This window comes from Halopiger goleimassiliensis, from assembly GCF_000455345.1.
Classification (GTDB): domain Archaea; phylum Halobacteriota; class Halobacteria; order Halobacteriales; family Natrialbaceae; genus Halopiger_A; species Halopiger_A goleimassiliensis.
This window is the reverse complement of the sequence record NZ_HG315691.1, coordinates 260,916-274,160: the sequence shown is the minus strand read 5'-3', so window position 1 is coordinate 274,160 and position 13,245 is coordinate 260,916. Positions and strand designations below refer to the sequence as shown.

14 protein-coding genes are annotated in these 13,245 nt (G+C 54.8%); 9 read left to right on the top strand and 5 right to left on the bottom strand.

What is annotated here, in order from left to right; all coding sequences use genetic code 11:
* Positions 1–308: 308 nt before the first annotated feature.
* Positions 309–1,373: a tyrosine-type recombinase/integrase gene (locus tag TX79_RS16145; RefSeq protein WP_049928672.1), complete on the bottom strand. Its 1,065-nt coding sequence runs from the start codon at positions 1,371–1,373 to the stop codon at positions 309–311.
* Positions 1,370–1,612 carry a hypothetical protein gene (locus TX79_RS16140; protein ID WP_049928671.1) on the bottom strand — a complete coding sequence of 81 codons (243 nt, stop codon included), beginning with the start codon at positions 1,610–1,612 and terminating at the stop codon, positions 1,370–1,372. Before TX79_RS16140 ends, TX79_RS16145 begins: the two co-directional genes overlap by 4 nt.
* A gap of 876 nt (positions 1,613–2,488) precedes the next feature.
* Here TX79_RS16140 and tcmP point away from each other — a divergent pair.
* Positions 2,489–3,517 (top strand): three-Cys-motif partner protein TcmP, encoded by a 1,029-nt coding sequence (gene tcmP / locus TX79_RS19100; RefSeq protein ID WP_081655621.1) that lies wholly within the window; start codon positions 2,489–2,491, stop codon positions 3,515–3,517.
* A 15-nt stretch (positions 3,518–3,532) separates the two neighbouring features.
* On the opposite strand, the gene TX79_RS19095 is transcribed toward tcmP, so the two are convergent.
* Positions 3,533–4,582 (bottom strand): SPL family radical SAM protein, encoded by a 1,050-nt coding sequence (locus tag TX79_RS19095; RefSeq protein ID WP_081655620.1) that lies wholly within the window; start codon positions 4,580–4,582, stop codon positions 3,533–3,535.
* A 182-nt stretch (positions 4,583–4,764) separates the two neighbouring features.
* Here TX79_RS19095 and TX79_RS19090 point away from each other — a divergent pair, with 182 nt between their 5' ends.
* Complete coding sequence (locus tag TX79_RS19090) at positions 4,765–6,048, top strand: SPL family radical SAM protein (protein ID WP_081655619.1); 1,284 nt, start codon at positions 4,765–4,767, stop codon at positions 6,046–6,048.
* 83 nt (positions 6,049–6,131) lie between these two features.
* On the opposite strand, the gene TX79_RS16135 is transcribed toward TX79_RS19090, so the two are convergent.
* Complete coding sequence (locus TX79_RS16135; protein ID WP_049928670.1) at positions 6,132–6,317, bottom strand: hypothetical protein; 186 nt, start codon at positions 6,315–6,317, stop codon at positions 6,132–6,134.
* Positions 6,318–6,411: 94 nt separating this feature from the next.
* Here TX79_RS16135 and TX79_RS16130 point away from each other — a divergent pair, with 94 nt between their 5' ends.
* From TX79_RS16130 to TX79_RS16105, 7 genes are all read left to right on the top strand, one after another.
* Complete coding sequence (locus TX79_RS16130; protein WP_049928669.1) at positions 6,412–6,843, top strand: hypothetical protein; 432 nt, start codon at positions 6,412–6,414, stop codon at positions 6,841–6,843.
* 13 nt (positions 6,844–6,856) lie between these two features.
* Positions 6,857–6,982, top strand: a complete 126-nt coding sequence (locus TX79_RS20035) for a hypothetical protein (protein ID WP_268257995.1) — start codon at positions 6,857–6,859, stop codon at positions 6,980–6,982.
* A gap of 1 nt (position 6,983) precedes the next feature.
* Positions 6,984–8,852 (top strand): hypothetical protein, encoded by a 1,869-nt coding sequence (locus TX79_RS16125; RefSeq protein ID WP_049928668.1) that lies wholly within the window; start codon positions 6,984–6,986, stop codon positions 8,850–8,852.
* A gap of 2 nt (positions 8,853–8,854) precedes the next feature.
* The gene (locus tag TX79_RS16120) at positions 8,855–9,418 is read left to right on the top strand and encodes a hypothetical protein (RefSeq protein ID WP_049928667.1); all 564 of its coding nucleotides are present in this window, start codon (positions 8,855–8,857) and stop codon (positions 9,416–9,418) included.
* Positions 9,415–10,224 carry a hypothetical protein gene (locus tag TX79_RS16115; protein WP_049928666.1) on the top strand — a complete coding sequence of 270 codons (810 nt, stop codon included), beginning with the start codon at positions 9,415–9,417 and terminating at the stop codon, positions 10,222–10,224. The genes TX79_RS16120 and TX79_RS16115 overlap by 4 nt, the downstream gene beginning before the upstream one ends.
* Positions 10,225–10,265: 41 nt before the next feature.
* Positions 10,266–11,444, top strand: coding sequence for a hypothetical protein (locus TX79_RS16110; protein WP_049929230.1), 1,179 nt, complete (start codon positions 10,266–10,268; stop codon positions 11,442–11,444).
* 160 nt (positions 11,445–11,604) lie between these two features.
* Positions 11,605–11,988, top strand: a complete 384-nt coding sequence (locus tag TX79_RS16105) for a hypothetical protein (protein ID WP_049929229.1) — start codon at positions 11,605–11,607, stop codon at positions 11,986–11,988.
* A 68-nt stretch (positions 11,989–12,056) separates the two neighbouring features.
* Here TX79_RS16105 and TX79_RS19085 read toward each other — a convergent pair whose 3' ends face one another.
* Entirely contained in the window at positions 12,057–13,208 is a 1,152-nt protein-coding gene (locus TX79_RS19085) for a restriction endonuclease (RefSeq protein WP_081655618.1), read from the bottom strand.
* Positions 13,209–13,245 lie beyond the last annotated feature (37 nt).

Here is a 13,245-nt window from a genome sequence, read left to right as displayed (position 1 = left end):
GCTCGTCGCTCGAGCGGGGACAGTGCGTACACAGCCGGCGCAGATGTCGAACAGATGCGAGACGGTCGCGCTCACTGCGTTCGCGCGCTGCGACTCGCATGTTCGAATCTGCTTGGGTCCATTTCTCCCGCATTACGGACTCCTCGCTCCGCTCACGGCTTTGCCGTTCGCGTTGCCGTGACGCTACCGCGTCACGCTTCGCTCGTCGTCGTGAAATGCGGGAGAAAGTGGGCCGGCGCAGTTTTGAACTAACGTAATTGACACTACTCTCGCCAACCGCTCGCTGTCGATACGTCTCCGTGTTTCTGTTAGTTGTCATAATTCGCTGAATCTAACTTCTCGAGGTGGTCTCGACGTCGCTCCATGTTCTCGCGGAAGCGACGCCACCGCTGTTCCTCCGACGCCCAGTCGTAGTGATCGTAGATCACCTTCTGCGTGGCGTTCACCCGGTCAGCGACGACCTCCGGCGGGATTCCGCGGTTCAACTGCCAGGTGATACTCCCCGCACGGATCTTGTGCGGCGAGCGGCTCGAGGGACACTTGCTCGCGTGAGCGTACTCGGTCCACTTGCACCGCTCGCGAACCTTCCCGTGCGGGCAGGAAATCCGGCGACACGGCTGTGTGGCGAGGTACGACCACACCCGTAGGGTATTCGTCCCCGGCCGGCCTCGAGCGCTCGCGAGCAACGGCTGGCGGCCGTGATCGTCGCGGACGTCGTACCGGTGATCGTCGATGTACTCACCGATAACGTTGCCCACGACTGGCGGGATCGCTACCGGTCGCTCACCGCGCTGTTTGTTCTTCAGCGGGGTGTCCGTCTCCGGTCGGTGATGAAACTCGACGTAGTTGCGCTCGAGGTCGACGTCGCGAACGTCGAGTGCCCGAAGCCCACCCTGCCGAGCCCCGGTGTACCAGGCGAGTTCGAGAAACACGTGTTCGCGAGTCGCCCGGTAGCCCCTGGAGTTACGGTAGAACTGGAGCTGTGGCAGAGCTTCGGTGGCCGCGTAGGTCACATCATCGGTCCGATCCTCTTTGTCGAGGTCCGGGATACGGACCGACTCGGCGAGCCCATCGTCGACAGCGCCCAGCTGCTCGAGGTACTCGACGAACTTCTTGAGCGTCCACATCTCGCCCTCGAGCGTCGCGGGTGCGATCTCCGAACTTCGTAGTTCGAAGTACTCGTCGAGGTCGTAGCCGCGAATTTGCTCGACTCGCTCGATGCCGATCCCTTCCGCCCACTCGACGAACAGCTTCAGGCGGTACTTCCACGCTTGAACGCTCGAGTCCGTCGAGTCAGACCGTCGTCGGCGCAAGTACCGCTCGACGGCTCGCCGGGGTGAAAGCGAACCTGGATCTCGTGACCGGTCCGTCATCGTTTGGGATCGGTCTCGAGATCGCGGTCACGAGCCTGTTCGTAGGCGGCGGCGATCTTGTCGGCGCAGGAGTCGCAGACGTACCCCTCCGGCGTGATCACCGCGGCGTCACCGTCGCAGGTGGGCGTGTCGCAGCTGCTGATGTCGGCGGGGCCGAAGCCGTCGACTGTCGCCGGGTGCGTCTCACTCTGATTACAGTATCCGGTACTCTTACCGTGGTTGCGTGTCTTTCTGGGCATGGTCTCACGCTTGTGGGACCGCGGACTCACCGTGCGCGCCCCTGTGTAGGAGCCTGTGGCGCGCGCGGTTGGTGTCCGTCGGCTAACAGGTCGGTTGTTATTGCTCCCTCTTAGTCTCAGTCGCGTCACTTCCGATATTTCCGATACCAGTAGCTTCCGGTGACTGTCACAGATAGCGATGCTCTCGCAATCGATTTTCGATTTCCGAAGGTAGTTCCGATACCGTTGCTCGAGGCCGTGGGCAGTGGGCCGCAGGCCGATCGATACGATCGAACGGGGACCTTTTTCTCCCCGCAGGTTCCGTCTTTGCATGCTTCCGTACCTCACCTACGGAAGCCAGCGGGCCGGTGCCCCTAACACCGGGTCCGCGTTTTCACATGGACCCGACCGGGTACCGGCGGGTCCGTCTGGCTTCCGTTGTTCCTTTTGTAGAACGTGTGCCACTTAAATCTAATTACGGTTCCGTTATCTGCAGTTACGGTACAGTAACCAAATGATGACAATAATATCTCGCTCAAGTGTATCGGTGATCAAGTGTGTCGATTCGAGAACGGCCGAATTGGATGTCACGTGAGGATTACCGGATTTTGGAGGCATTAGCAGATCCGGATATCTTAGTAGTACAATCTCCAGCAGTGATCGCATATAACCTCGATTTGACACGTCCACATGTGTCCAATCGATTAAGAGTCTTTGTCGAGAAGGGTCTGGTGAGTAAGATCGACGATGGACGATATCAGATCACCGATCTAGGTCATTCATATCTTGCTGGTGAACTTGATGCTGCTAATCTTGAAAATTCAAAAGACTAGTTGTACTTCCATGCCCAATATTTATAGTAAGTAATAACCATCAGAATGTCATAGGAGAATCATAATGGACTCGTCGGAATACATTAAGAAACGAATCCAATCACTTACGGAAAATTCAGAAGAGATTAGGGATCAATCACCAATAACGAACGATTTTGATAGTTGGTCGGCTCTGAAGCTAATCCTACACTCTGCTGCAGTTAATATGTATACTACAGTTTTAGAAAATAATAGCTACTTCAATGATCTCTACTACATCGACGCACTCGCTGGATCAGGGGTCTCCACATATGGTGACACAGAATCTTGCTTCTTAGGGTCGCCAATAATCGCTGCAAAGGTTGCTCAAGAACCCTTCAAGAAGATGTATTTTATAGAATATGATCAAGAAAAAGCAGATGCTTTGGAAACTCGGATGGAATATGTCTTTTCCACACATAGTGATGTTCAGGAACCCGAAGATTGGGAGGTGATTAGAGGAGACGCAAACGATGAAATCACTAATGTCGTAGGAGAGATATGGGAAGAAAGTAATAACGGCTTCAATTACTATTGCTTTATCGACAACCAGGAGCTTAATGTCAAATGGGAGGCAATTGAGGCATTAACTCCAAAGCCATGGGGTGATCTCTTAATCAATCTCCCTACAGCCTCTGCAATTGGTCGCAATGCTACAATGGATCCTGTTCCTCAAGAGTTGAACGATTTCTATTGTGTTGATTTGAATGAACAAGATCTTCCAGACAGTGATATTCGACCAGTAATGAAGCAACTGTATGCTGACTGTTTAGCACAAAATGGTCGACCGGTACAACGAGTAACGAATGTTGATGCTAATGTTGGAAGTTATGAATACGATCTCATTTACGCCACTAGGAATATCGAAGGAGGAAACGACTATATCGAGGTCGTAGATTATGTTAAAAAATTCATCGAAGATGTACATGCCGGTGATGTTGATAATATACTTAATGTTCTATACGATGGTCAAGCGTCCTTCGAGCAATATCTTCCGTCAGAGGATATTGATGATGAAATTCCAGACACAAGGTCAGAAAGAGACGAAAATCAGACAAGCTTAGATGATTTTTAACAATGAAGTCTCTACTTAGTCGGACTCGACTGGATAGGACGGAACGGTATTACTAGGCATCTCCCGCTCAGCAAACTCTTCCGGTGATTGTCGATCACGCCAAGACTGTAACCAAACTGCTTCCTCTTCCGACACATGTTTTATTAACTGCTTGTCTGGCCATAGATGAATAGGCAAACCTAGTTCAGTACCTATTTCGTGGACCCATCTAAGATGTTTTGTAGCATATTCGACCCAGTTGTCACGATCGGAGAGACGCTTTAGTTCAGTCACCAGTTCATCTTCACCCGCATCTCGTGCAGCTTGTACTGTCATTTCGAAATTTCCACCACGAGGATTAATTGGTTCATGGAAAACTACAGCAGGATTGCATTCTGCGATCCTTTCTAATTGTGATCTTAGATCAGATTTGCTTTGAGTAGGATAGGTAGGACTCATACTAACAAACGTTTGCACACCGTGTTTATCGAATTCCTTGAGTCCTCTAAGGCGGTGTTCTGGTGCTGGGGCGTTAGGCTCAATGGCCCCTACCTCATCGGATTTCATGCTTGGAATTGAAGATCCAATAGTAACATATTCTCCCGCTTCCTCAAACACGTCAATATCCTGCAAAGCCAAAATCGGGTTGCGAGTTAACACGCGAGTGTACTTTTCATGTTTAGAGAGAGTTTCGACAACATTCCGTGTTATCTCTCCTGCTTTACCATCCATATAACAGTCTGTTGAGAAAGAAACTCCAACAACACCCTGTCCACGCCGAGTTTCTCGCCAAGTTCGCTTATTTTCTAAGTGTTCATCCAATCGATCACCAAGGCCTGTTCGATAGAGAACATACTTACCCCACTCCTTTTGAGTGTTATTCACGCCTACTTTATTTTTGAGCATATCTGGTCTGGCCCGAATATTCGGAGTAGATGGGACGTAGCAAAACTTACAGCCATGTCGGCATCCAGTGGCAACATTCACAACATAATCACACAGATGTTTACTATTGAGGCCTGATTCGCTGAGGATTGCTTTTGTTGGATCCTCGCTAGTGCGTACTTCCTCATGCGGATTCGACATGGATTATTTTGTTCTAGTTCTGTTGTCCCATACACAAATGCGTTGGCTTATTAACGGGTACTAATGGGTTATGATCTCGTCATGCAGTTTACTCCGCTACCCCAATTTCCACTTTCACTTTCACCATGCTCTCGACTTGCCTTTAATAGGCTGAGAAACACTTTTTCAAATAGTGGAAGCTGATGCACCTTCAGACTGAGCGCGATCCGGACGGGGGATGGTATGACCGATTCGTCCGTATCGTTGACGACGAAGGGCGCATTATAGAGGACTTTGGAAAACACCCGACCCTCAACGAACTTCGTGAAGCCGAACGTCGGTACGGCGAGCGAATCAATCTCTGGCAGCAAGGACTCGTCTGTTACGAATGTGGAAACCAGATCAACGATCGTTTTTCAGCTCGTCTTGACGGCCATATTGTTTGCTGGGAATGTGCGATGGGCAAGGCGGAAGAGCAACAGGGGGGACTACAAATCAATGCTGATCCGACAAAGTCTGTCCTGAGTGAATCAAAACTCCACAAAAAGAGTCTCTGTGATTATGTAATAAATGTTGCAACAGGTTGTCGGCACGGTTGTAAGTTCTGTTACGTCCCGAGTACACCGGCAATCGATAATCGAGAGGAAATGCTGGCAGAACAAGCGGACGTAAACAACCCACAGGAAGATTGGGGAACCTACCTACTATATCGTGACGATCTCCCTGAACGGGTTCATGATGGGTTGCAACAAACAGATTTCAGCGACTGGAAAAAGACACGCCGCGGTCGTGGTGTTGTAATGCTATCTAGCGGTACCGACTGCTATCAGGATCGTCGTGCAGCACAGATTACGCGGGGGTGTGTTCAAGAACTCATCACTCATGGAGTCCCTGTACGTATCTTAACTCGAAGTCCGAATGTTGTCCGAGACATTGACCTCTTCCAAAGAGCAGGTGAAAAAATCGCGGTAGGCTGCTCAATACCCTCATTCGACACCTCACTCGTTAAAGCAATGGAGCCTAATGCACCCCCACCGCAGGCGCGTTGGGAAGCGCTTGATAAGCTATTCCAAGCAGGAGTTCCTCGCTTTGTTTCTTTTTCGCCGACATATCCGACAATGGATAGAGATGAGATTCGCGAAGCGCTCAGCTGGTTTGCAGCTATTGATCCAGATGTAGTCTTTCACGAGCCAATGAACCCACGTGGTGCCAATTTCAAAATGTGTCTTGATGCAGCCCGCGAGATTGGATACGAGGACATGGCTGAAGAGCTACAGAATATACAGAAACGTGACCAGTGGGTGGAATATGCAATCGAGCATATTGATTTAGTTCTGGATGTTGCGGCACAGTTTGATAATATAGAAATCCACACTTGGCCTGATCGGGAATTGCTTAAAGAGACTTCTGGGACACGGCATCACAGACTCAAGAAAATGAGGGAAAAGGTATCACCCGAACAATTCCCGTTTGAGGCTGCCAAATAGGCTGTCGCAATCAACTGACGATCGTTGTAGGCGAGCACTTATTGTGTATGTCGAATCCGAAGAATCGGCTATAGCGGATTCTCTTATGGTTCGATCCCGTCAACAAGCTCGAGCCGCCATTCTCCGTCGTCGACGTGGCGGATGTGAAAGTAGTGCTCGCCGGCGACGGTCCCGTCGTCGTCAACAAGCCCTTCGACCTGGAGGTCGCCTTTCGGGAGGGTGATTCCGGCCGAGTCACCATCCAACTGTCGTAGTTTATTCAGTGCCATGATCCGGGGGGCAACCTACTTCGTAATAAGGTTGGTGAACCTAGGTTTCACTGACATTTTAGGCGGGGTAGATTGAGCGCTCGGGCGTTGCAGTATGGCAACGAGTTCACTTCCGGGGGCGGGAGCCCTCAACCGAGAAGACGGTATCGACGTGATCGACAGCGTGCTCGCGCCGCTGTTCGTTCTCGCGACCATCTCCATGACCGGCCTGTTCGTGCTCGAGACAGGCACGTTCCCGTTCGACTGGTCGTTCAATGACGCGATCTACAGCGCCTACGGATCGGAAATTACCTGGGCGTTCGTCATCACGATGACGACGATTTTCGTCGCGTGGATCTCGAACGGGATCACGAGCTGGGACGATCTGAACGATCTCGAGTCGGTGACGGTGCTGCTGATGGTGATCCTGAACATCCTGATCGCGCTGGTTCCGGCGGTCAACGAGACTGTGACTCAGTTCTGGTGGGTTGGCACGTTCATGGTGGTGTTGAACGCGGCCGGATTCTGGGTACTCGCGTACAAGTAAATCGGAGGAACTCATGTTCGAGACACCAATTTTCGACGGAACCGGAGAGTGGTACAGTCGCGTGATCGTCGGCTACGTCGTCACCGCTTCGCTCGTCGCGACCGGGCTGACGGCCGCCATGTCTGTGGGGGTGGTCTGACGTGTCGCGTAGCCCACAGCCCACGGACGACGGCTGCTCGAGGCGCGAATACCTCCGTCGCGTCGGGACTGGCGCGGCGACGGTCGGCGCGATCGCGGCTGGCGGTTCGCAGGTCGCTCCGCGATACAGTCCCGTCGGGCGGGCGCAGGCGATCCCCCCACTTGTCGCTCTCGGGGCGACTGCCGGCGTTGCAGCGTTTCGGGCGGGCTGGATGCTTCGCGATTCCGAGGTTCTTGGGAGTGATGCCCCGCCGGAAGGGCTCACCCCTGACGCGCTGCATAATCAGGTATACGAGACCTGTCGGAAGCGCCTCAGTAACGACGAGTCGATGTTCATCGACCAGAAGAACCTGATCCAGACGATGGATGACGCCGCCTATGGAGAAGGAAAGCTGGCGGCTATCGAGGCGCTCAATGACCAACAGAGTCAATCCGAGGTTCAGGAGGCTGCGTTAAATGCGAATGCGGAGTACTGTACGACTGTTATCAGGAACTTCCTCCGCAGTTGGAATGAGTCTGCCAAAGAGTTCGACACAATCCAAGAACGAATCCACGAGCACCCCGACCTCGAGATCGTCGAGGTCTTCGGTACCCCCTATAACGACTACGCTGACGGCAGTGGTTGTTCAGGGGATAAGGGCGGAACGACCGATGATCCTGAAGACTTCACGCTCGAGGAAGACATGGTTGAGCTTCCAAACGGCGAAGAATTCGGCGTGTACCGGCCAAATTGGGAGGCTGGCGATAGTAAGGGCGTAGGTCTCTCCCCTGTTCCTGAGGAAGCCTGGCACGCAGACTATCAAACCAGTGCCTCCTGTTTCGACTACAACGAGAATATCGAGCCGTACGTTCTGGTGAAAGCGCCGGATGACGACGGTCACAATTTCCGGCACCTGGAGATGGCACTTTACCAGGAGGTATACGAAGAACTCCTGCAGGTCTATAACGACGTGAGTGACGGCCTGATTACCTGGGTTGATGGGGTGTATGAAGACGTCCAGGCTGGCGAACTGGACACCGGAGACCTACTGACACCCCGAGAACTGGCCGAGATGACCGCGGACGAAGAGCAGGTCAATCAGGCTATTGCGGATCTGATGGCTCTCAACGTCTCGGTCAATCTCGAGCGCGAGGCGGAAATCTATCTGCCAGGATCCGACGCTACGTTGTACGGGTCGCTTGCGGTCTCTGAGAACATGACGCTGGAGGCTGGCCAGACAATCGATCCTGATGAGGAAGACGCCGGATTCTACCTCACTTACGACATCTCGCAGGGGGAAGGCCAATGGACGGCCTACGACGACGAGCGGGGAGTAGACGGCGGCTACGTTTCCTTCACAGAGGAGCCCTTCGAGCAAGTCGAATACGATATTCACACGACTGCCGGAGAGGTGGCGACGGTCAGTGCATCTGACTTCGAGCCGGACGACGCGGACACCCCGTCAGAGTGGGAGGTCGACATCGGCGATCAACTCGATGACAAGATCACGGACATCGAGCGGGTCAACTACTACGCAGCCAGCTCGGAGACGCAGTACGAGACGATCCACCTGACCGAACCCTTCGAGATCGTCACGTTCACCGATTCGGAGGGGAACGAACACGAGTCGGCGGATTTTGAGCCGGAGCAGGACCCACACGACGACCAGAATTACATCACCGAGGAGGAATGGGAGGAAATGCAGGACCGCTACGAGGAGATGATCGAAGAGTACGAGGACTCCCAAGAGAGTAACTGGTCGCTCCCGGGGAACCCACTCGAAGGTATCGGAGACGGCGTACAGTACCTTGGACTCGGGTTGATCGGACTCGTTGTCCTGGGCGCTGTCGGGTTCGTGACCGACCTGCTCCCGTTCCTCGGAGGCGACTGACCATGCCAAGCTTTTCGCGATTGCTCACGGTCGGAGCCCTGGCCGTTGCGATCGCCCTCGCGATGGGCATGGGCATGGGCGCGGTCGCCGCACAAGACGACGCGGGTAACGAGAGCGACGGCGACGGCCTTGAGGACCGCCACGGGTGGACGATGATCGACTCGGAGACGTACATCACCGACTGGGAGTACAGCGACCAGACGTTCAGGGTCGACGTCCACGCGAAAGAGCGCACGACGATCACGATGGCCGAGAGCGCCGATTGGGACGAAGGCGAGGGGCAGTATGCAACTCGGTCAGAGACGGTCCCAGCGGGCAACAGTACGATCGTGGTGGAGACGTACGCCGACGAGAGTGACGGCGTGGCGCTATCGTTTGCGACCCAGTTGAGTATGCAGCAGGAACGCGGTCCGTACATCTCGACCGGTTCGAGCGCTGAAGACCCGTTCAGGCACTTCGGCGGCACGAGCGGACTGTTCTCCGGCGTCGGGATGACGGTCGGACTCGCCGGACTCGGGGCGTACATCGTCATCCGTCAGGAGGAAAGCGGGGTGGTCAAGGCGTGAGCGAGACGAGCGCGACCTTCAGCGGCTGGGCGGACCGCGTGACCTACGTCGTCGCGAACGCCCAGCTCGTCGTGCTCGGGTTGCTCGTCTCGGTCGGCGCGGCGATCGTCTGGTTGCGCCCGTCTTTACCCGGCGTTCCGCCGATCGTCTGGGGCTGGCTGGCGGCGCTCACGCTTCTGGGGCCGCCGTTGCTCGCGCTGTTCGTCACCGGGGTCCGGAAGCTCCGGAACCGGAACATGGTCCCGGTCCACCACATCAACGGCGTCAAAGACGTCCGTGAGAAGTACTACGTCGAACCGGCGGTCTGGGAAGAGAAGACCGTCGAGGGACCCGCGCCGTACTGGTGCGACGAGAGCGAAGTCTGGGAGGTTCGCGAGTTCGAGTATCACGAGGATACGGGCGACCTCATCGTCACGGGGTGCTACTTCTCGCAACTCGCGGATAGCAAGCTCGTGACGGTCAAAGCGATGCTCGAGGACATTCACGGCGCGCTCGTCGAGGAGTATCTGGCGGCGAACAAGCTCCGCGGGCGCATCTCGAAGATGGGGCTCCAGATTCAGAAGGACGTGATCAACGAGGAAGCAGAGGCCGACGAACGCGGGCTGATGAATCCGAAGACGGCCGTCAAGAAACGCTTCGAATCGGCGCGTGACGACGCCGAGCAGAACGCGACAGACGGCATCGAGAGCATCCCCAACTACGTCGAGGACTACGCCGACGAGCACGGGATCGAAACCGCCCACGGCCCACCTGCTACGCTCGAGCAAACCCAGGAAACAGCGACCGGTGGAGGGACCGAACCATGAACGACAAACGCACCGAGTACCGGAAGAACGGCAAGCGGTTGATGACGGACGGCGGACGCGAGCAGGATAACTACACGGTCGGCGGCTTCCGCGAGTATCAGGACGGCAACCTCGAGCGGGACCCGGATGAAGTGCTCCAACACTCGGGATTCGTTCGCGACGAGAAGGTCGACCGCCAGCTCGCGATGCGCGCCATTCACCACGACGTCGATAGGTGGGACGGCAAGCCCGCCAAGGACTACATGGCCGTCGGGAAAAACCGGGACATCCTTCGCGCCGAAGGGAGCGAGACGGCCCGCAACGCCCTCGAGAACGGCGACACGCTCACACTGAAGCACTACATCGGCGACCCGTCACAGGAAGCCGACCTCGCCGGGATCAAAGCGATCACCCGGTTGCAGGAGATCGTCGCCGGGCCCGCTCCGGTCATCGTTATCCTGGGCGAGATGGGCGACGGCAAGACCGACTTCGCTGGGCTGTGTGGGCAGCTTCGCGAGCGGTGGGTCGACGGCGATCTTCTCGTTGCGAGCAACATCCGTACGCTCGAGCGGATCGACGACTGGGTTCGCGACGACGGGACCGTCGAAGACGGTTGGATTCCACACTATCCGCTGCTCGAGGAGTGGGTCCAACAGGACGGCGATCCGGTCGAGAACCCCCAGCAACCGAAGCTGTTCATCGGTGACGAGTTCTCGAGCAATGCTAGCGGGACGGGCAAGGACGGCCACAAGGTCCGCCAGAAGATGGGGCCGCTCGTCTACAAGATTCGGAAGTACGGCGGTGCACTCATCTATATCGCGCACGGTGAGTCGTCGATCCACCCGATGCTCTGGCGCGTCGGGACGATCATCAAGAAGAAATCCAAGAAGCGAGCCGTCGTCGCGGATCGGGTTTCCGGTGGCAAGCTCGTCGACGTCGATCCCCGCCCGCTCGAGGGCATCCCGCCGACGGACTGGAACTTCAACACGAAGGACGAAGCGCCCTGGAGTTGGGAAGCGCCCAGCAGCGGCGACAAGGACGACGAGCCAATCGCCGAGGAGGACGTCAAGCGGGTTGCGGCCTGGACGATGGAGGAATGTCGGCAACAGGGTATGTCGGCTCGCGAAACCGCCGAGTTCGTTCCCTACAGCCACGCAACCGTCTCGAACTGGTGGAAAGAGATCGACGAAGGCGGCGAAAAAGCTGACTGGGTTAACACCGTCGAGCAGGTGATTGCATGACCACGCCGGGGTGGCTCGGTGTAAAGCGTAATCGCCCCCTCTTTAGCGGTGGGCGGCGCGGCCCGCCAGGGCCGCGTCCCCGCGGCCCATCACCGCGACCGCGATCGCGACGATGGCAGCGGAGGAGTATATATAGCGGCGCGCGATGCGCGTGGTCCGCGTGAATCGCTCGAAGCGCGCCAACCACTTCGGGACGATCTGTGAAAAACGGATGGCCCGGAAGCGACGGTTCGAACTCCAGCGCTCGAGCTGGCACGACGCCCGCTTTCAGAACGGTACGCCGGTCGAGATCAAGAGCACGATGCTCGAGCACTCAGACGGTCAGCCGGGGAATTTCAAGGTCTATCGCGAGTACCACGAGAAACTCCGGCGTCACGACGGCTGGTACTGTTTCGTCGTCTATCGGCCGCATGGTCGCTCAGGCTGTACGATCGTCAAGGACAAGATGGTTCGAGCGGTCGACCTCCCACTGCTCCGGTGGCACGGCGGTGGGGATCATCGCGGGACCGAACAGGCAAAAATCCCGATTGGTGACGTATTTTGAGCCTTCTGTTACATTAATCTATTTCGGAAGTTGATCCCCGATATATACACGGTTTTGTGATCTCGTCATCAAGTCGACTCCTTAATATCACTAACAATATCGTCACCGAGACGGTGATTTTCGACAAGTTCGGTTTGGAGAAGCAACTCAACCAAATCAGCGGCTGCAAACAACCGCACCGGATATGTAGTCGAATTCTCTTTTTGTGCGCTGTGTGTGAAGTGAGAAGTGGTAAAAAACAATCCAATTTCACCATCATCAATTCTAGAAGCCAGTCTGCTGAGTTCCTTCCCTGATATACTGCTGCCCGTATTTTTCACTTGAGCTTTGAAATCTACAGTTGTTTTAGTATCACTCAGATGCGAATCTGCAAGAAGATCAATACTCCCTGTGAGATCTACTCCCCTGTCACCGCTTGAAGGGGTCAACTCTATGTTAGTGAATGTCGGGAGTTGTTCGAGAAGGTATTTAATGAGATACTCAAGTTGAACTCCCTTATTTGGACCATCGAGACGTCCCCGAATATCATCAAGCAATTCTTTCTCCTGTCCATCTGGGTATTGGCTATCCTTTGTACGAATATTGTCTTTGTATATCGAGTACCGCTGAATTCGACCCTCAGTCACCCATTGGTTCCATGCATCAGGTCCACCCTGATCGACACCGGTCCGAGCCTTTCGATGAATCCATTCCAGACTAGCAGTATCGGTATCAAGAATCGCAAGCTCGATCAAGTAGTTGACAGCCATTTCACCCTCATCTTTGTGACGTTCAATTCGGAGATCGGTAATCACGCAAACTCCACGGAAGATGACTTTACCTGATTCTGGCTGTTCAAATAACAATACTGGTGGTGCGTCCGTACGGTTGCCCTGTGCATAGGTTTCAATATAGTCTGTTTTGACCCAGTTGTTCCCGGTGGCGGAATCTGGATTAGGACGGTGCTTTGCTTTAGCATCGCCCCAGTAGTGAGCTACCCCATCAGACATATTGATAACGTCTTCCCAGGGGTTTTGAGTCTGAGAAGAGCTGGAATCAGAGTAGAAGACAAGGAATTCCCGTTTGCCGGTACTCGGATTGTTAATGGAGCGGATACCGCCTGAATTTCGGATTCCTGTGTCGATTGGGCCGTTCAACCATGTCTGGAACTCGTCCTTTTCTGGATCACTCGAACTCCGGTAAGTCTCATTGACGACGTATTTGTCGCCGTAACTGGTCATACTGCATGATTCTACCACGGGTGTTTTGCTCTTACCC

Coding starts and splice junctions, on each gene's coding strand:
- TX79_RS16110 (WP_049929230.1), top strand. CDS start 10,266: ATGACGGACGGCGGACGCGAGCAGGATAACTACACGGTCGGCGGCTTC.
- TX79_RS19085 (WP_081655618.1), bottom strand. CDS start 13,208: ATGACCAGTTACGGCGACAAATACGTCGTCAATGAGACTTACCGGAGT.
- TX79_RS16120 (WP_049928667.1), top strand. CDS start 8,855: ATGCCAAGCTTTTCGCGATTGCTCACGGTCGGAGCCCTGGCCGTTGCG.
- TX79_RS16130 (WP_049928669.1), top strand. CDS start 6,412: ATGGCAACGAGTTCACTTCCGGGGGCGGGAGCCCTCAACCGAGAAGAC.
- tcmP (WP_081655621.1), top strand. CDS start 2,489: ATGGACTCGTCGGAATACATTAAGAAACGAATCCAATCACTTACGGAA.
- TX79_RS19090 (WP_081655619.1), top strand. CDS start 4,765: ATGCACCTTCAGACTGAGCGCGATCCGGACGGGGGATGGTATGACCGA.
- TX79_RS19095 (WP_081655620.1), bottom strand. CDS start 4,582: ATGTCGAATCCGCATGAGGAAGTACGCACTAGCGAGGATCCAACAAAA.
- TX79_RS20035 (WP_268257995.1), top strand. CDS start 6,857: ATGTTCGAGACACCAATTTTCGACGGAACCGGAGAGTGGTACAGTCGC.
- TX79_RS16145 (WP_049928672.1), bottom strand. CDS start 1,373: ATGACGGACCGGTCACGAGATCCAGGTTCGCTTTCACCCCGGCGAGCC.
- TX79_RS16140 (WP_049928671.1), bottom strand. CDS start 1,612: ATGCCCAGAAAGACACGCAACCACGGTAAGAGTACCGGATACTGTAAT.
- TX79_RS16135 (WP_049928670.1), bottom strand. CDS start 6,317: ATGGCACTGAATAAACTACGACAGTTGGATGGTGACTCGGCCGGAATC.